Source organism: Moorena sp. SIO1G6, from assembly GCF_010672795.1.
GTDB lineage: Bacteria > Cyanobacteriota > Cyanobacteriia > Cyanobacteriales > Coleofasciculaceae > Moorena > Moorena producens.
Window position 1 is genome coordinate 1 of the sequence record NZ_JAAHFZ010000003.1, and the last position, 18,402, is coordinate 18,402.

Annotated in this window: 12 protein-coding genes and 1 pseudogene; 6 read left to right on the top strand and 7 right to left on the bottom strand. The window is 43.2% G+C overall.

What is annotated here, in order from left to right; genetic code table 11:
• Positions 1–923: 923 nt before the first annotated feature.
• The 7 genes and pseudogenes from F6K63_RS04345 to F6K63_RS04375 all read right to left on the bottom strand — a co-directional run bounded on the left by F6K63_RS04345 (position 924) and on the right by F6K63_RS04375 (position 6,963).
• A complete protein-coding gene (locus tag F6K63_RS04345) occupies positions 924–1,166 on the bottom strand; it encodes an HNH endonuclease (RefSeq protein WP_287310973.1) in 243 nt (80 codons plus the stop codon).
• A 24-nt stretch (positions 1,167–1,190) separates the two neighbouring features.
• Positions 1,191–2,720: a group II intron reverse transcriptase/maturase gene (ltrA, locus tag F6K63_RS04350; RefSeq protein WP_353812960.1), complete on the bottom strand. Its 1,530-nt coding sequence runs from the start codon at positions 2,718–2,720 to the stop codon at positions 1,191–1,193.
• 584 nt (positions 2,721–3,304) lie between these two features.
• Positions 3,305–3,511 (bottom strand): annotated as a pseudogene (locus F6K63_RS04355) (helix-turn-helix domain-containing protein); the annotation flags it as partial.
• 383 nt (positions 3,512–3,894) lie between these two features.
• Positions 3,895–4,545: a hypothetical protein gene (locus F6K63_RS04360; protein WP_071107140.1), complete on the bottom strand. Its 651-nt coding sequence runs from the start codon at positions 4,543–4,545 to the stop codon at positions 3,895–3,897.
• Positions 4,546–4,838: 293 nt separating this feature from the next.
• On the bottom strand, positions 4,839–5,282 hold the full coding sequence (locus tag F6K63_RS04365) for a hypothetical protein (protein ID WP_008190960.1): 444 nt from the start codon (positions 5,280–5,282) through the stop codon (positions 4,839–4,841).
• A 320-nt stretch (positions 5,283–5,602) separates the two neighbouring features.
• Positions 5,603–6,541, bottom strand: a complete 939-nt coding sequence (locus F6K63_RS04370) for a M56 family metallopeptidase (RefSeq protein WP_008190958.1) — start codon at positions 6,539–6,541, stop codon at positions 5,603–5,605.
• Complete coding sequence (locus F6K63_RS04375; protein ID WP_008190954.1) at positions 6,541–6,963, bottom strand: BlaI/MecI/CopY family transcriptional regulator; 423 nt, start codon at positions 6,961–6,963, stop codon at positions 6,541–6,543. Before F6K63_RS04375 ends, F6K63_RS04370 begins: the two co-directional genes overlap by 1 nt.
• A 244-nt stretch (positions 6,964–7,207) precedes the next feature.
• Between F6K63_RS04375 and petJ the strand changes: the two genes are divergently transcribed.
• The 6 genes from petJ (at position 7,208) to F6K63_RS04405 (ending at position 17,856) form a co-directional block, all read left to right on the top strand.
• The gene (gene petJ, locus F6K63_RS04380; protein WP_008190952.1) at positions 7,208–7,684 is read left to right on the top strand and encodes a cytochrome c6 PetJ; all 477 of its coding nucleotides are present in this window, start codon (positions 7,208–7,210) and stop codon (positions 7,682–7,684) included.
• A 1,554-nt stretch (positions 7,685–9,238) separates the two neighbouring features.
• The gene (locus F6K63_RS04385; RefSeq protein ID WP_287310977.1) at positions 9,239–10,999 is read left to right on the top strand and encodes a 4Fe-4S binding protein; all 1,761 of its coding nucleotides are present in this window, start codon (positions 9,239–9,241) and stop codon (positions 10,997–10,999) included.
• Positions 11,000–11,347: 348 nt separating this feature from the next.
• Positions 11,348–11,800, top strand: a complete 453-nt coding sequence (locus tag F6K63_RS04390; RefSeq protein ID WP_287310979.1) for an IS607 family transposase — start codon at positions 11,348–11,350, stop codon at positions 11,798–11,800.
• Complete coding sequence (locus F6K63_RS04395; RefSeq protein WP_287310980.1) at positions 11,721–12,905, top strand: RNA-guided endonuclease InsQ/TnpB family protein; 1,185 nt, start codon at positions 11,721–11,723, stop codon at positions 12,903–12,905. Before F6K63_RS04390 ends, F6K63_RS04395 begins: the two co-directional genes overlap by 80 nt.
• Positions 12,906–13,033: 128 nt before the next feature.
• Positions 13,034–14,533 carry a 2Fe-2S iron-sulfur cluster-binding protein gene (locus F6K63_RS04400; RefSeq protein ID WP_287310981.1) on the top strand — a complete coding sequence of 500 codons (1,500 nt, stop codon included), beginning with the start codon at positions 13,034–13,036 and terminating at the stop codon, positions 14,531–14,533.
• 1,580 nt (positions 14,534–16,113) lie between these two features.
• Entirely contained in the window at positions 16,114–17,856 is a 1,743-nt protein-coding gene (locus F6K63_RS04405; RefSeq protein WP_287267799.1) for a vanadium-dependent haloperoxidase, read from the top strand.
• The last annotated feature ends 546 nt before the right edge of the window (positions 17,857–18,402 follow it).

An 18,402-nucleotide genomic window follows, 5' to 3' on the forward strand; every position in this document is an offset into this window, starting at 1 on the left:
CTTGTTTCCCTTCCCAAAAAGCTCGTGACCGCTATTATCAGAAGATTACCTTCTGCCTGATTCAGGAATTTGATGCCTGCGCCTAAATGTACTGCTAAATGTACAAAAAAAAGTGTCCGTCAGTCAGGGTGTAGTGTATCTAATTTTAGGTACATAACTCTTGGAATTCAACATTTATGATTCATTACTACTGGCAACTATATCTCTTCCTGTAACGTGAGTCTGTCAGCATATCCTAGGCATTACCCTAGACGTTAGCTTTTGACTCTATCTTTCCTACACATGACTTGCGGCTAACTACCTACTCAGTAATCGACCTTACTGAGAGTGCATGTGAGGTTACTTCGTTCCTGATAACCATTCTGTGAACTTTTAGGGTGGTACTATTCACCGGGAGTTATATGGGAAATCGTTACAAGGAAATCCAACTTTGTAATCCTAACTCCGTTGACTTTTTTGTCTGTAGCGTATCAAACCTTCTTTCGCTACACTACAATGACGATGATTCAAACATACCTTTCTCTCGTACCCATGAGTTCTCTGCCTGCTACTAACATCGGTCAGGTTAAGGATGCTTCGCTATTCGACCCTTGCATCAATCCATGGGTTTGTTATGTCCATAAATCAGGGTAGGGCTTTCACTCGGATTTCGCGAGGGATGGATTTACACCATCATGGTTATCAAGTTGTCATGGTTCTTTTCGACCAAGCGGCTAATCCCCCAAACCTTATTTAGGTATGATTTCTAGCCAACGAATCGCACGGATGTCCTTGTACCAAGGATGAGTTTTCTTGAGATTCGGTAAGGTCTTCTTATTAAACTAAGTCGATGAGTCGCCTCACCGACTCGTCTCCAGAACCGTACGTGACAATGCACGCATCATACGGCTCCTCGTCATAGGAACCATTGTCATTGGTACCTCTTAGAACGGATGTTGGTCTAGTTTATTAGAGTCAATCCTTGTTCCATGTTTGTTGTCGTGGCAGTGGAGGTGTAGTAACTCTAGATTTTTATCTTGGTCATCTCCACCTAGTGCGCGTGGTAATATGTGATGCTTTTCTAGTAAATCTCCTTCCCTGAAGGTAAGACCACAATGAGCGCATTTCCGGAAACGAAACCTTAGATAGGGTCGCCTTACTACAAAAGACTTCAACCTTTTACGCATAACCTACCAACTATAAAGGCTCCACTATCTTACGGTAACTTCAAACCCTTTTTGCCGTTCTAAAAGCCTTCCCTTCTGATTGGTCATCTCAGGATGCTTTCTCATTCTGGTATTCCAATAGATTAGGTCTCCATCATAAGGGCTTCTGGTGTCTTTGACTTTTGTGTGTCTGATAATTTCTACCTTGGCATGTCTAGGTAAGTAATTATCTTTACTAGTCATAAACATCCATCTATCCTTTCCTAAGGTTCCCCAATATTTCTTGGTTACCCAGTTTTTAGATTTATTAGGATGCCTTCTGTATCCCCATCTTTGAAGCTTATTCCATAACATGTATCCTATTTTCTCGAATGTTTCTTTGCTACATACTGTTTTATTGTAGTTGCACCATCCGAGTATAATAGGTTTAAGGCATTTTATTAGTGCCTCTTGGGAGGCGGCTCTATGACGGTCTATTTTGTCTGAGAGCTGCCTATAATGTCTTTGGATGCTTTCTTTGGATGGTTTTATGATGGTATTAAAACCTTGTTTTGACTGATTTTTACCTACATTGTATTGACGTATATTGAATCCTAGGAAGTCAAATCCGTCCGTTGTGTGGGCTATTTTTGTTTTACTTGGTTTTAATTCCAGCCCTATATCCTTCAACCATGTGCTAATAATTTTTTGACATTCTTCTACTGTGGTTTGGTCTTCGTGTATGATTACGAAGTCGTCAGCATATCTTATCAAACTCATTGCCTTTCTCTTTTGTGTTTTAGCCCTCCCTTTTATTTTTAATGTTTCTGCATATTGTTTGATGTGCTCTTCCATTCCGTGGAGGGCTATATTTGCCAGGAGTGGAGATATAACTCCACCCTGAGGAGTGCCCTCTTTTGTAGGTGAGAATGTTCCATTGTCCATCACTCCGGCTTTGAGCCAGGACTTTATTAGACGTCTTAAGGATGGATATGTATTTAATTTTGTTAGTAGCGTTTCATGGTTGATTTTGTCAAAGCATTTGGCAATATCTGCATCTAGAACCCATTTTTGTTTTTGGGCAATGGCTTTGAATATTGCTTCAATAGCATCGTGACATGAGCGTCCTGGTCTGAACCCATAAGAGTTGGGTTCAAATTTTGCTTCCCATTCAGGTTCTAATGCCTGTTTAGCAAGTGCCTGTAAAGCACGGTCATATATGGTCGGGATTCCTAAAGGTCGCTTTTCCGTTTTTCCAGGTTTTGGTATCCAAACCCTTCTTGTTGGTTTTGCCTTCTTATGGATTTTTAGGTTAACTACCAGGGCGAGTCGTTGCCTATGGGTTAAGGCTTCTTTCCCGTCTATTCCGGCAGTTTTCTTACCTTTGTTTTCCTGGGTAACCCGCCTGACCGCAATCATTTTGGCTGTCCAGGATTTCATTAGGGTCTTTTGTAGCTTTCTTACCACACGGACGTCACCACGTTGTGAGGCTCGATATATTCGTTTTTGTAACTTAAATAAGACTTTTTCTAGCTTACGCCAATTTACCCTATTCCATTCCACCGTCTGGTTTCCCTGGGTTTTAGACATATTCATTACTACTTACAACTATATCTTTTCCTATAGACGTGAATCTGTCGGCGTATCCTGGATGTTACTCCAGGTATTAGCTTTTGATTCAATCTTGCTCCCATATAACTTACGGCTAACTACCTACTCAGAATATTCGACCTTTCTGAGAGTATATATAGGAGTTACTTCGTTCCTGATAACCATTTTTTCGGACTTTTAGGGCGATACTATTCACCGGGAATTAGGGAAATCATTATGTAGAGCCAAAACTACATAATCCATTTGTTTTCCTTTAACTATTTGTTTGTAGCGTATCAAACCTTATTTCGCTACACCTATTTAACTCGGATGTATCTTTCTTGCGTACCCATGAGTCCCTGCCTGTTACTAACATCTGTTCAGGTTAAGGATGCTTCACTGTTCGACCCTTGCATTAATCTATGAGTTTGTTATGTTCATAAATCAGGGTAAGGCTGTCACTCGGATTTCGCGAGGGATGGAGTTTCACCATCATGGTTATCAAGTTATCAGAGTCAGTTTCCTGACCTAGCGACTAATCCTCCTTCTGACCTTTAATTGGTTTGAAGTTTATAGTCAACGAATCGCACTTGGCTGTAGTAGTCTGGATTATTTCTTAAATCAGGGAGATGACAAACAAGAGGACAAGCATTAATGGAACAGCGATTCTGTTCATACCAGGCCAATCTATCCGCCAACAAATAGTTGTACTGGGCACAAAGCATTGACAACCATTTATCAATTTTAGCTACTTGTTCTTTTGTTGGTTTTAATCGGTATTGATACGCTAGTTTCATCCCTTGCTTCCTGTTTGATCGACCTACTCTGATGATCACATGCCTGTACACATGCGACAACCCATAATGAAAGACAAGAAGTTGATTATCAGACTTACCGATTTTGAAAAAAGGCAGTTCTTACAGGAAGCAGAACGAAGAGGAATGACTCAATCTGAATTAATCAGAAGTTTAATAGCTCGTTTTCCTGTCCCGAAAGACTCTGTGCAAAATTCATCCCTGGAGACGAAACCTTAGGATAGTGGAGCCTTTACAGGCGACAGACTATGCAGAGAAGGGTTAAAAATTATTAATTAAGGCGACCCTATCCTTACGGTAACTTTAAACACTCATGCTGCGCATGTTCGTTGTGGGGCTTCTTTTGCCGGACAGCTAAATGGAAACTAACTTGCTAAGGGTTCTGATATCAGTTCCCAAGCATTGACATCGCTGACACCAATGCGCACTGGTACGTTCAGATAATCCTCTACCAGGTAATAATCCGTCTCATAGCGGCCTAATGTGCCATCGGGACGCCTGAGGGTGTACTGGAATTTGGGAATGTAACGCTCCCGAGTCAATCGATCAATTAGTTCGTTATAGTCATCCCGACTATCACGCCACAAGTAGCGATAATTAAAGCCAGTCCACTGATGGGGTTGGAGAATACCCCGCTCTGGTGCAAGTAGGTCATTGGTGTGTAAGCAAACATCATTCCACATTGACGTAATTACTACAATTAGACCTTCTTGACGCTTTTCTTTGATAAAATCATTAACACGAAGGTAGTTCGCTCCTAGCAAATAGGTTCCGTCTTGGCGTACTGGTCCGGTCATAGTTGTCTGGCTCCTGAGTATGGAGGTGGGAATTTGGTAAGGTCGCTCGCATCCAGGCCAAGATACAATAGCCCGTTGAAGCCTGAGTTTTTGAGCAGATACAGCCAGCTCACTAGCATGTCGCCTTAGAGCGTAAGCTGCTAATCGTGATGGAGCTTCAATATTGAAGCTTTCCGTGGTAACTGATAGATGGCACCCTGAGAAAAAGAAATTGTCCATTGTTGAAGACTGAAACCTAAAATGACACGCTGAGTAGTGAGTGTTGCTGTTAAACAAGTTAAACCGGACCAACGGAGACTATGGCTAACTACTATGGCTAACTACTATGGCTAACTATGGTTGTTGATCTATGGTTGTTGATTTATGGTTGTTGATCTAAGTAACCGACGGCTTCCATAGTACAGTAACTGGCAGGATTGATTTTAGCCAAAAATCGCTTCAAAAACCGATAATTTCTGTAAAAAATCCCCTCTGATAGCAATCACCATTGGCAGCTGTTAGTCCGATCACGGTTATTGAATCCTTGGCGACTCGCTGTTGCTCGACAATTTTGGAAAACCGTAGAAACAGCGATCGCGAATCTCCACTAACTCATCGGTTGTCCAAGGTTCATCATTGTTCTTGCATAGCACTACACCCAAACCAATCAGATCATCATCTGTGGGTCGGTTTCCTTCCAAGATGGCTTGGAGGTTTTCAACGCTAACTTCACTTAATCGTGATAGTTCTTCCAAGTTCCAGCCATGAATCAGATCAGCAATGGTAGGAGTTTGTGCTGGAACTGCTAATTGTTGGCTGCTGTCTAGGTACTGAAAAAATTTAGTCAGCGCATCTTCTAGTCCTTCACTGTAGTCAAGTTCGTGTTCGACACAGTAGTTGCGGAAGCGCTTTAGTAGATGTTTGGGAATATGTCCTCGCAGTAATGCATACCGGGGATCTGTCTTTTTGTGAACCAATGTCCTTGTCCTCTAGCTCCAGAGAGAGCAACATGTGATTGTCCTCTTATAAGTTTGGCACATTTTGTCACGATATACTTCTATTGGTATATCGTGATATCATGACAATGGGTTAATACACTGGTTAATACACTTAGGTAGTTACTACACTTACGGGGTTTATTTAAGTGTTTTACTATCGTGTTTTGTGTGTTCGTTCCTTTTGTCGCGATATATTTATATAGTTACATCACTATGTCGCGACGTCAAGACCAAAAAAAATATTTTTTTCCCCTTTCCCTGTGGCCTAATGCCTGTGGTAATGCCTGTTGCCCTTAAGTTTATTGGTGAAACGGTACAACCAATAGGGGTAATAATACGTATAGCAACCAACTCCAATTCCAGGAGTAATTCCAGGAGCTAGTACCAGTGGCAGACTCTGGCTCTGTCAAGAGTGCATCGATTCTCTCTTGGAAGCGACTGGGAGGCACAGGTCTACTAAAGGGAGCACAGAAATTTTCCGTAGTTATCATGGGACTGCTAACCATAGTCAACAGTGATTCTGCCAACAATAGGGCATCGACCCGTTTAGCGGCCCAATGGTCAGCACGGATTTCTCGTAGATTCAATAGTTCTTGCCACAATGACTCTGTATTTGGTAACCAAGCGGTAATTCGATGAATCCATCCTAGCCAGAAAAACCAGAAGGTATCTCGGTAATGGTGGTGAGCTTGCTCATGGGTGATCACAGCCTCTAGATGTTCCGATGAAAGAGTTTCTAGGAGTCCCTGACTGACCACAAGTTCGGGTTGCCAAAAGCCAATCTGAGCAATAAAGGGTATGGGAGTGTCTAAAAGACGAGCCAATTGACCCTGACTAGCTAGGGATTCAGGGGTTGGAGTTAAGCCAGGACAGTTTTCAACCCTTTCCCATTGCCCATTTTGCCATTGCCCATTTATTAAGCAAATTTGGGGTAAGGAACGAACTTGTTGCAAAGACTGCCAACCAAGCTTTGCTGACTTTAGCCACAACACTACTGCCCAACCCAGAAATCCTAGGGCTAGGCAGTAGCTGAGCCAGTCGGTGCGTAACCCGATCATTTGTCCCTTTGGCCCCATGGATAGGACAGCCAAAGCAGTGGTTAGGAGAAGTAGGGGTGGAGCAAGAAATTGCACTAGTACCTGTTGCCAGCGCCTGGGCAAACTCCCAGGAAGTTGGTAGCTTGTGTGCCTGTGCCAGCAAGCCAGCCCTAATGCTGCTATAATCATCACCACATGCATTATTTTTCCTCCTTCCGCCTTTGACGTGCTGCTTGCAGTCGTTGTGCGATCGCAGAAATTTGTTCCACACTGGCTGCATCTAAGCTATCGGCAAAGGCAGCAACTACATCCGGATTGCCTACGGCTAAAAAGCGATTGAGCTGGTCATGGGCTGCGAGTACCTGGGCTTCTTGCCGAGACACTAAGGGTCTCCATAAAAAGGTACGCTGTCGTTTATCACAACTGAGCCAACCTTTCTGGGTCAAGCGGCGTAGCACTGTGGTCACTGAAGCATAAGCTAATTCCCGATCTGGGTCAGCCAAAATCTGTTCATGGACATCTTTGACAGTAGCGCAACCTAATGCCCAGATAATCTCCAAGATTTCTCGTTCCAATGGACCTAGGGAGAGTTGTTTAGGGCGATGATGGGGCAGAGGACTCATAGATTACTGGTTAATTTTGGTTTAATTTTATTTAGGTTAATTTTGGTGCTAGAGGTTATTTACAGTTTATGACATTTTGATCAGTCAGGCTATCCCGATTCATATGTAGTCGGTCTGCTTCCTTCATTGATAGTCTTGGTTCTTAGGTTTGACAGCAGTTCTTCTAAGGTTTACAGTCATTCTGAGGAATAATTATAGGCCACTCTGTAGCCTGCTATCTGTTTTGATCAGAAGGAGAATACCCTTGAAGAAGCTGCTATCAATCCTGTTGACTGCTACGGTATGGTTTACATTTGCTCTAGAACGTCCAGCCCTCGCTGGTGATGCCGCTCAGGGAGCTCAGGTTTTTAGTCAGAATTGTGCTGCTTGTCATATCGGTGGCAATAACGTGATTATGGCCAATAAAACCTTGAAGAAAGCTGTCCTGAAACGATATAAGATGTATGACCTGGAAAAAATTAAAACCCAGGTAACCAATGGGAAAAACGCTATGCCCTCCTTCCAGAAAAAGCTAACTGAGCAGGAGATTGAAAATGTGGCTACCTATGTTTTATTGCAGGCTGACAATGACTGGAAGTTGGGTAAAGAAATTCCTAATCGAAAATCCCCACAGTCCAAATCTCCACAATTAGGTGTAGAGGCTGATCAGACGCCAGTTAATCAGGACAAGACCGATACCCTTAAACCCAAAAAGCGCCCATTCTGGCGCTCATTATTTTGATTCCCCTAATGTAATGAAAGTTACTATAGCATTTTTATTGGATGTGCGAAACTAGGATTGATGGGAAAAGCGATGTAGTGAAGTCTTGGACACCCCACAGCATGGGTCGATTTAGGGAGCCAAGATGCTAATGCTTTCAATAATTAATCGTTAAGTTGAGCAACGCCAAAAATGCTATTATTCTCAAAATAAACGTCAAAATGGATTGAAGACATGAAAACCTAGTATCGCTAGATACTAAGTTTTCAATTCAATTATTGGTATCAACAGCTACGATTAATGGGTAGGACGAGCAACTCATGGCTTCAAGATATTCGCTTCAAGATATCAAAGCTTAGTATGCCTATAAAATAAATTATAGATTATTGTTATCCCTAAGCTAATATTGGTATCAACAGCTACAATTAATCGGGAAAAGGGGATCCAGGGCAAACGCATCTAAATTCTAAAAGCCTTACTCAGAAGAGATTTCAAAATTAATAAGCATAAATACTTATCTTATTAATCTCATATCCAGTAGGCATTTCAAAATAAGATGCGTTTACCCTGAAAGGGGATCAGACTCCTGAATCCCTTACTGCCAAGTATTTAAAGCGACCTTGGTTTAGCTTTACCAGGGCTTGAAATAAATTTATGCAAATTTTTAGTAAAGTTGGTGAATTGCTTTGGTAAACTATCTGTGAAGCTAAACAAACCTACAAATCCTTTATTCAAATCATGAGAAGGGTGCATATGATGATTCGCTGTCAAGATTCGGTTAGTTTGTGGATTAACTCCTGGGAGCTGTTGAGATCCATCTATAACCTCAATTGAGGGGTTAACCAAGCTGTCCCAACTGGCCAACCGCCTCAGTGGTGATTAATGCCTAGTTTAGTGACCCCTACTGGTTAAACCTAGTTACACCTATGTTGACGAGAGGTAATTTCCCCTAAACCGCTGTCGAATGGGAGCAGTTGGTACTGATGATTGAGACAAGAGAGAGAGCACCCAGAGCTGTTTAAAAAGCTCTCCATAACCTGTAAGCCTATTCAAAACTGGCCAAAGCCTAGCTTACCCAACCACATCAGGTAGAGCTAATAGTGCTTTCGACCAGCTCCAACAAATTCTGTTTCTGACAGCAAGTAGGGCGATGTCTACCCAACTGTCAGATTAGAACCATATGCATTTTTTTTGTAAGCTCATGATGTTATGGCGCTACGCCCAAGGCAAGAGGCATGCATCCATGCAAAAGTTGAATACAACAGCTTTTAAGCTTGTATCAATGTCCTCTTAATGCTTAGTGCTATAAAAATTTGGAAACTGCATAAAAGGTGTGGACTCAACCAGATAAGTAACTGGTGACACAAACCAATGGTGTTAGTTAGGTTGCCCACAAACCCAAGCTTAAGAGGCTTGACCTAAAGCTGGTTGGTTTTATGGAACAGATCATGCCCAGGCATGGGTAATTCTCATCATCAGGATTTAGTTTCGGTGCTAGCTGTTAGGAATTATCCAAACGGGTACTGTCAATGGCTGAAGTTGTTTCTCATAATGGAGCAAAAGGGGGTTAAAGTGATGCTGTCAAAGGTACCAGAACAAAGTTGGCACCGAGTCCGTTGGGTGCTAGTGATTAGTTGGCTAATATTAATTGTCTCGTTGTTTTATGACCCGATCTCACACAATTTAACTGATCCTGATAATCTATTCAGCCTATTTCGAGATCCCATACTCACCCGAGACCCATGTGTTCAAGTCCAGGGAGTATGCCTAGATGAGAAACCCTATGCCCTGGGAGCGCGAATGTTTTGGGGCATGATCGTGCCTAGCGCCATCATGATTGTCTTGGTGTTTGGTCATGAGACTTGGCGACGCATTTGCCCACTTTACTTTCTGTCCCAAATTCCCAGAGCTTTGGGGTTGCAGCCACAGGGGGATATCAGCAAAAATCCCTGGCTAGTTCGTAACCATTTATATGTGCAGTTTGCCATTTTCTTTATCGGGTTGAACTGCCGGATTCTATTTGTTAACTCTGACCGCTTGGTTCTGGGTTTGTTTCTGAGCTTGACTATCGTATCCGCCATGATGATGGTATTCCTCTATGGTGGCAGAAGTTGGTGTCATTATGTCTGTCCATTTGGCATGGTTCAGATGGTATTTACTGGACCACGGGGATTGCTTGGCACTGAAGCTCACAACGCACCGCCAAAAACCATTACCCAGTCCATGTGCCGCACCCTAGACAAGACCACAGGTCAAGAAAAAAGTGCCTGTATCAGTTGTAAGTCCCCTTGTATGGATATCGATTCCGAAAAAGCCTACTGGCAACAACTGACTAAGCCTGGTCGGAAATTAGTCCAATACGGTTATTTAGGCATGGTAATTGGCTATTTCGTCTACTACTGGTTGTATGCAGGAAACTTCGATTATTACCTGTCTGGGGCTTGGACCCATGAAGAGAATCAGTTAGGTGCGCTTTTCAAGCCAGGGTTTTACATCATGAATCACCCGATTGCGATTCCTAAACTGGTGGCAACTCCTCTTACCTTCGTTGTCTTCGTGGCGCTCAGTTGTCTAATTTGTACCAAGCTAGAGAAGACATACAAAGCTGCTCTGTGGCGAAAAAACCAATCTATCACTCACGAGCAAGTATTGCACCGAGTCTTTTCCATTTGTACCTTTATTGCGTTTAACTTCTTCTTCATCTACGGGGGTCGTCCCGAAATTAATCGGTTCCCTGTTCTAGTGCAATTCCTGTTTCAGAGTGTAGTGATTCTAGTCAGCAGCTTATGGCTTTATCAAACTTGGGGTCGTAGTTCCCACCAATATACCCAGGAGAGTTTGGCAGACAAGTTGCGCCGTCAACTCAAGAAGCTACCCCTGGACTTCTCGGAATTTCTGGAAGGTCGTTCCGTGGATGATCTCAAACCTGAGGAATTACACATCCTGGCTAAAACCCTACCGGGTGCTAACCAACAATACCGCTTGGGGGTATACAAAGGGGTGCTAAGAGAAGCCATCCAAGCTGGACATGTGAATTCCGCTAGTAGTCTCGAGGTTCTCCAGCAGATCCGGGATGAACTGGGTATCAACGATCAGCAACATTATCAGGTTTTAGAAGAACTTGGTAAGGAGCAAGAAAACTTACCAATATTGTATCCCCACTATGGACGGGACCCTTATAAAGTACTGAGCACCATCAAAGAGCGCCAGAAAACTAGTACTTCTAACCAACGCACTATACTCAGGGAATCTCGCCAGCAAAATCGTTCTGATAAGCGCACCAAGCTGCTAAAAAACCGCAAAGATGAGAACAATCAATCAGGTGATCACGACTAGTCCAAGGTGATCCCAGATAGTACATTCAACAGGGTGAAACGAGGAGGATATACCGTAAAAAAAGAGAATTTTTCATAAAAACAAAAAAAAAGGCTGATAATTATATAGCCACTGGTAAAACACTTACTTGTGGCTCAGGCCGAGGGCTTCTGACAGTTTATAAAAATATTCACTAATCTACCACTATCTACAATTAAATGGTAGATTACATCGATGACGCTTGTACCACTCCCTAAGGCGGTCGAACTTACGGGAGTCTCCAAAAACACTTTAAGGAAGTATGCAGATGATGGGACGATCAGATGTGAGAAGACCCCAGGATAAACTAGGCTCTTTGACACAGAAAGCTTGCTTAGTCTTGGGCGACGACAACCAAGGCAACCAACAACCATCTGTTATTGTCGAGTCAGTAGCAACAAGCAAACAGACGACCTCGCCAGACAAATCGCCTACGTGCATTCCCTCTTCCCGGAAGCAGAAATCATCTTTGACATTGGGTCAGGACTCAACTACAAAAGGAAAGGACTTAAAGCCATACTGGAACGGATTGTGCGCGGATATCAGCTCACAATTGTTGTTGCCTGTAGAGAACGAATTACCCGATTCGGATTTGAACTCATTGAGTACTTGGTCAGTATCAACGGTGGAAAAATCCTGGTTCTCCACCAATCTCAAAGCTGCCCGGAATCAGAACTTACCGCAGATATTCTCTCCATCATTCATGTCTTCTCAAGCCGTGTCCACGGACTCCGAAAATACGGCCAAAAAATCAAAGAAGATTCGAGTGTTCCTAAGCGCTGAACAACGTTCTATGGTTCGTCAGTGGTTTGGAGTTTCCCGTTACGTTTTCAATAAAACCGTCAAAATACTTGAAAATGGCGAAGTCAAGGCTAATTGGAAAGCTATTAAAACGGGAATATTAAACAACCTTCCTGAATGGTGCAAGACAGTACCTTATCAAATCAAGTCTATAGCGATAAAGGATGCTTGCACCGCTGTTAGGGAGGCAAAGAATAAATATAAAAAGATTTCGCAGATTAATCGTGTTAGATTTAGGTCTAGGAAGAACCCTGTTCAATCTTGTTATATCCCCAAATCAGCGGTTTCAGCTCAAGGCATTTACCATACCAAACTAGGGGTAGTAACCTTTACTGAGACTCTTCCTGAGAATATCTGTGATTGTCGATTAACCAGTACAAATGGGGATTATTATCTTGTAATCCCCCATAAGGTAACTAGTATCAAAGCCGAAAACCAAGGTAGAGTAGTTGCTTTAGATCCTGGAGTCAGGACTTTTTTGACATTCTTTAGCGAGACTTCTGTTGGAAAGATTGGTAATGGCGATTTCTCTCGGATTCAACGCTTATGCCAACACCTGGATAATCTAATCTCGAAGATCAGTAAAGCTAAAGGTGGACAGAAGCGTCGGACAAGGAAAGCCGCTAGGCGGATGATTATCAGGATCCAAAATCTGGTCAACGAACTTCATCATAAAGCTGCCAGGTTTTTGGTTGACAACTTCGATGTGATATTGCTTCCCACTTTTGAGACTTCCCAGATGTCGAACAGAAGCGTACGCAAGCTCTTATCCAAGACAGTTCGCAATATGCTCTGTTTTGCCCATTATCGTTTTAAAGAATTTCTCAAACATAAAGCCCAAGAAACGGGAAAGATTGTCGTAGATGTCTGTGAGGCGTATACCAGTAAGACTGTTAGCTGGACTGGGGAGTTAGTCAACATTGGCGCAAGCAAAGTAATTAAATCAAAAGTTGATGGCCGAACAATGGATAGGGACATTAACGGCGCTCGTGGGATATTCCTACGGGCTTTGGGAGATACCCCCTGGCTGAGAAATCAGCTTGCATTAGTGAGCCAAGATCTGCTTTTGGTAGATTCTGGTAGCTAAAAAGTATCGGTACTACCGATGAAGACAAGTTGATATCAGTTGTGAACTCACAATGGACAATCCCTTCATAAATTTCAGCAATTGACGCAATTGACCCATTAGTTCGGTAATTTGGAGTGACACAAAACATGCTTACGACTACAGTCATCAACTACCAAACCAACGAGTTACAGGAAAAAATCCTGAAACCGGAAACTGGAATTCAAGGTGAGTATCTGATTGGCCGCCATCCGAGCTGTGACCTAGTCTTGGATAGTCCTGTCGTCAGTCGTGTACACGGCAGAATCCTATGCATAAGGGGACAGTGTTTCTTTACTGACCTCGGTAGCACCGATGGCTCTCGGATCAATAATGAGGAGGTAGATGTTAACCAAAACTGGCTCCTGAAGGAAGATGATATCATCCGCATCGGTGAATTTGTGTTGTTGGTCAAAGACCTACAGCTCTATGGCTCTAACCAGGAAGCCAACCTGGTAGATGGTAATAGCCCTGGAATCAAGCAGTGGACTAAGGGTGAGATTACTGTCCGCTGTGTACAGGTCATTAATGAGACCGATGATGTGAAAACATTTCGCTTCGTTGCCGAACCACCAATACTGTTCAGCTACAAGCCAGGTCAGTTTGTCACTCTCGATTTGGAGATTGATGGCAAACCAGTGAAGCGTTCCTACTCCATATCTTCGGCCCCCTCACGTCCTCATACCTTGGAAATTACTGTCAAGAGAGTTCCAGCACCAGCGGACGCTCCTGATGTGCCAGCGGGTTTGGTGTCTAACTGGTTGCACGACAACATCAAAGTTGGGTCCGAGGTGAGATTAAATGGTCCAATGGGGAAATTTACCTGTGCTGACCATAGGGCTGATAAACTGCTGTTTATTTCAGCAGGTAGTGGCATTACCCCGATCATGTCTATGTCCAAATGGCTTTGTGATACCGGTGCTGATGTGGATGTTGTGTTTGTCCACAGTGCTCGTAGCCCACAAGATATCATCTTCCATCAGAAATTACAGTTGATGGCCGCTTTGCACCCTAATTTTAAGCTGGCGATTACCACGACTCGCCCAGAACTCGACCAAGCTTGGTCCGGTTATACCGGAAGACTCAATGAAGCCATGCTGGCAGAGATGGCTGCAGATTTTCGCGATCGCATTGTTTATGTCTGTGGCCCGAATCCCTTTATGGCAGGGGTGAAAGGGATGCTAGCCGGTCTAGACTTCCCCATGGAAAACTACCATGAAGAGAGCTTTGGCGGCAAAAAGCCCTCTAAACAGAATAAACAGAAAGCAGCAGCAACAACTCCTGAACCAGTCAAAGGGGACAATCGTCCTAGACTACACCTAGTAGAATCACCATCAACCTCTAATGAACCCACTGTGGTCTTTGCTGAGTCTGGAAAAGAGGTCAGCTGTGATGCGGAGGATGTGATCCTAGATGTGGCGGAACAAGAAGGGGTGCCATTACCAAGTGGTTGCCGCATGGGAGCCTGTGGTGCTTGTAAGCGCAAGCTTATAGAAGGGAAGGTAGAGTATGATGAACAGCCTGACGCTCTGGAAGACGAGGAACGGCAGCAAGGGATGATTTTAACTTGTGTGGCTCGTCCTGTAGGACGAGTAGTGGTTAGCGCATAAACATCTCAAGTCAACGGTTCAATAATGAATCTAGCTTACTACTGATTCAGGTCAATAAAGCTGAAACAGAACAGGGAAAAGGTTTTATAACAGTTCAAATTTCGCCAAATACCTTTTCCCTAGCTGAAATCCCCGCAATTTTGGGGAGTTATAGCAGAAGTCAGAAGTCAGAAGTAAAACTCTTGCGCTTACTTAGGTTTAAGACTTTTGTCATGTCCTAACTGCCCTGGCCACTGCTATATTACTCAAAATACGAACTCTGTGAAGATTGTGACAATTAGGTGAACAAAACCTGAGGATTTGTGAAAACTACTGGTCGTTATCAGTAACTCTGATTATGACCAGGAATTTTTGCTGTGAAAATACGAGACTAATTTGTGAAGATCATGACCATGAGGTTGGCCAAATCGAATCAATAACAGAAACGTGATTAATAAGTGCTACTAACTTAAGGCAGTAAACCTGATCTAGCGATGGTTTTAGCCTCTGGGGGATTGAGCTAATTATGGTCAGAATTTTGTCCTGGTTTACCCTGGTAGCGGTAACTCTAATCATGACGATTCCCAGTTTCTGTGAAACTTGTGAAAATATGGATATCTTTTATGAAGATTTCTTAAAGTTACCAAGAAGTTTACTGATGAGGATTGACGTTGTTTGTGAAAATACGGATGATAACTGTGAAGGATTTAAATCTAGCCAAAAATTTTGACCTATGTGTCAAGTACCGAGAACTCCCAAAGACTCTGATTAATCAACCAGATCTAAGGAATTTATGCTCAGAGTTCCTAGTCTGTTCAGGGTAAACGCATCTAATTTTATGACTTATATATAGTGTTTATTGAATTCACAAAACACTATATGTGTAAAATGCCTTGTCAACAACCACAATAATGCAGAATTTATTGATAATTTTTTTCGATTTTTTTTGATTATTGAGAATTATTACGAATTAATTGACAAGATGCGTTGACCATGCTACTCTAATATGGGTCTTATTTGAATCTATTTTGGAACTTGATTCAACGGCAAGACATCAGTGTTTTTACCTGTAGTGTAAGCATATGCGCTACAGATGGTGCTACTTGAGGTGCCGTCAGCCGTCAGCCGTCAGCCGTCAGCCGTTTGCCAATGGCTGATAGCTGAATGCTGATAGCTGAATGCTAATAGCTGAATGCTGATACCTGAATGCTGATACCTGAATGCTGAATGCTGAATGCTGAATGCTGAATGCTGAATGCTTACCCTGTAGTGTTCTCGGGAGACTATTTATCCTAAATTTTCTCCTAAATTGGTGAGACGACCTGATCTCATCATTGCTTTTTCCCAGGTAACCAATCCGATCGGTAACGACGTTTTGCTACCGTCCAATCTATCGTCCAATTTTTAGACCTGTTGCATAAAAAGCTAACAACAGGGTGATAACTACTGTAGTTGCCTCGTAAAAACCGTCCAATCTACCGTCCAATTTTTAGACCTCTTGCATAAAAAGCCAACAACAGGGTGATAACTACTGTAGTTACCTCGTAGAAACTGACTTTTGCAAAAGGTCTTTTCAAGAACAACCAGTCACGGGTGTAAATATGAAAAATTTATTTTCGGCTCACCATCAAGGGCTGACAAAACGACAGCATCTCTCCTCACTCCTAACCATTGGAGTAACAACCGTAGGTCTATCCCTGGGCTTACCAGCACAAGCCATAGACCTGACACTAGACAACAGCGCTAATCTGTGGGTGAATCAAGCCTTGAGGGCCGTAGAAAATAACCCGCAATTGGGACCGACAGGAGCCTCCCGGGCCTATGGCATCTTGGGTACTGCCATGTACGATGCCTGGTCGGCTTATGAAGGAACCCCGATTAGCACCACTCTTGGGGATACTCTGCAACGTCCTGATATTGAGAACACCTTGGAAAATAAGTCCCTAGCGATTAGCTATGCCGCTCATAGCGTCCTCTCGGACCTTTTCCCCTCTGAGGTTGCTTCCTTCGATTCGCTTCTGACTGATGTGCGATCGCTTGCTGGCAACTCTGCTTCTATCCCTACTGCTACCAACGTTGGTAAAACAGTAGCCAACAGCTTATTGCAGTTCCGACGTCAGGATGGTTCCAACCAGTTAGGAAATGACCCGAGGGGTACACTTGGTGTTCCTTACTCCGACACCACTGGTTATCGACCAGTGAACAGTTCCGATAACATCGTCGATATCACTCGCTGGACACCAGAACGGGTACCAATTGGCAGCCCGGATGCCAGGCTGCAACGGTTTCTGACTCCCCAGTGGGGCAATGTTACTCCCTTTGCCTTGAACTCTGGCTCTGAATTTCGACCACCAGCACCAGAACCTTTTCTGCGTGTAGAGGGTACTCTGAATCGGGAGGAGCGTACCGTCACCCTTGAAGATGGCACAGAGGTTAGTCTGGTTAACGAAGACGGCGAGATTAATACTGACGTTGTTAACCCTGGGTTTATCGACCAAGCTGAGCGCATCGTTGAGGTCAGCGCTAATCTCACCGATGAGCAAAAACTAGTGGCTGAGTTCTGGGAAGACCCCTCTGGCACCCCCTTCCCTCCTGGAACTTGGATGAGTTTTGGTTCATTCGTCTCTGAACGGGATAACCAAACCCTAGATGAAGATATCCAACTTTACTTTGGTCTGGGGAATGCAGTTTTGGATGCGGGCATTGCGACTTGGGAAGCAAAAGTCTTCTACGACTATACTCGTCCTGTCCGAGCGATCCGCGAACTAGGTGAGCTGGGCTTGATTGGTGAATTCGATCAGGAGCTGGGAGGCTTTGCGATCGAATCTTATGGTGGACCAGGAGTAGGAACCATAAGGCTATTAGCTAGTGATTTCATTACCTACCAAACTCCTGGTGCCGATCCATCCCCTCCCTTTGCGGAATTTACCTCAGGACATAGTGCTTTCAGTGCTGCTGCAGCTGAGATTTTTAAGCTATTTACCGGTAGTGATTACTTCGGCAATTCAGTAACTTTTCTCCCTGGTTCCTCTCTTTTTGAACCTGGTTTGACTCCCACGGATCAAGTCACCCTGTTTTGGGAGACATTTTCCGATGCTGCTGATGAAGCTGGTATTTCTCGCATCTACGGTGGCATTCACTTCGATGATGGAGATATATTCGGGGGACAATTAGGGCGAGACGTTGGTGGCAAGGTCTATGACCGGACATTATTCTTCATCAATGGTGGTGTTAAAGTTCCCGAACCTACCTCGGTATTGGGTATGTTAGTATTTGGTGCCTTTGGTGCTGCTTCCATGATCAAAGGAAAACGGGGAAATCAATCTCACCATCAATCTCACTAACATTACCTAAAAATCTTCCTTTTGGAGGTTTAGGAAGCCTTGGTTTCTGATTAACCTAAAAAAGAAAAGGGAAAAGGTTTCATAACAGTTCAGGTTTCGCCAAATACCTTTTCCCTAGCTGAAATCCCCCCAATTTTGGGGGGTATTTAGTTAGGATACATAACAAATCTGGCTATGGCAAGTTGGTATATAGCATTTCCAAATGATTTGTAAACAAGGACTACCATTTTTTTATTACCAAAAACCCCTATATACTTGATTAACTCTTGCCTCTTGCCTCTTGCCTCTTACCTTTCCCTAAGGATTCTGTTCACAACTCAAATAAAAATGCTATAAATCCATCAAAACCGAGGGTAAGGGAAAGAATCAATAAAGAATAATTTTTATAAATAATATTAAGAAGAAATTGCAATAGTGCTGAAAATCAAGGCTTAATATGGTCATAATCCTTGCCATATATCACATTTTGGCTCAATTTTTCTGGCGCTTACCCTGCTTAAAAACCGACGGCTGAATTTCATGAACCTGGATTGCCTTTGAAGATTT

Coding starts and splice junctions, on each gene's coding strand:
- F6K63_RS04345 (WP_287310973.1), bottom strand. CDS start 1,166: ATGCGTAAAAGGTTGAAGTCTTTTGTAGTAAGGCGACCCTATCTAAGG.
- ltrA (WP_353812960.1), bottom strand. CDS start 2,720: ATGAATATGTCTAAAACCCAGGGAAACCAGACGGTGGAATGGAATAGG.
- F6K63_RS04360 (WP_071107140.1), bottom strand. CDS start 4,545: ATGGACAATTTCTTTTTCTCAGGGTGCCATCTATCAGTTACCACGGAA.
- F6K63_RS04370 (WP_008190958.1), bottom strand. CDS start 6,541: ATGCATGTGGTGATGATTATAGCAGCATTAGGGCTGGCTTGCTGGCAC.
- F6K63_RS04375 (WP_008190954.1), bottom strand. CDS start 6,963: ATGAGTCCTCTGCCCCATCATCGCCCTAAACAACTCTCCCTAGGTCCA.
- F6K63_RS04385 (WP_287310977.1), top strand. CDS start 9,239: ATGCTGTCAAAGGTACCAGAACAAAGTTGGCACCGAGTCCGTTGGGTG.
- F6K63_RS04395 (WP_287310980.1), top strand. CDS start 11,721: ATGTCTTCTCAAGCCGTGTCCACGGACTCCGAAAATACGGCCAAAAAA.
- F6K63_RS04400 (WP_287310981.1), top strand. CDS start 13,034: ATGCTTACGACTACAGTCATCAACTACCAAACCAACGAGTTACAGGAA.
- F6K63_RS04405 (WP_287267799.1), top strand. CDS start 16,114: ATGAAAAATTTATTTTCGGCTCACCATCAAGGGCTGACAAAACGACAG.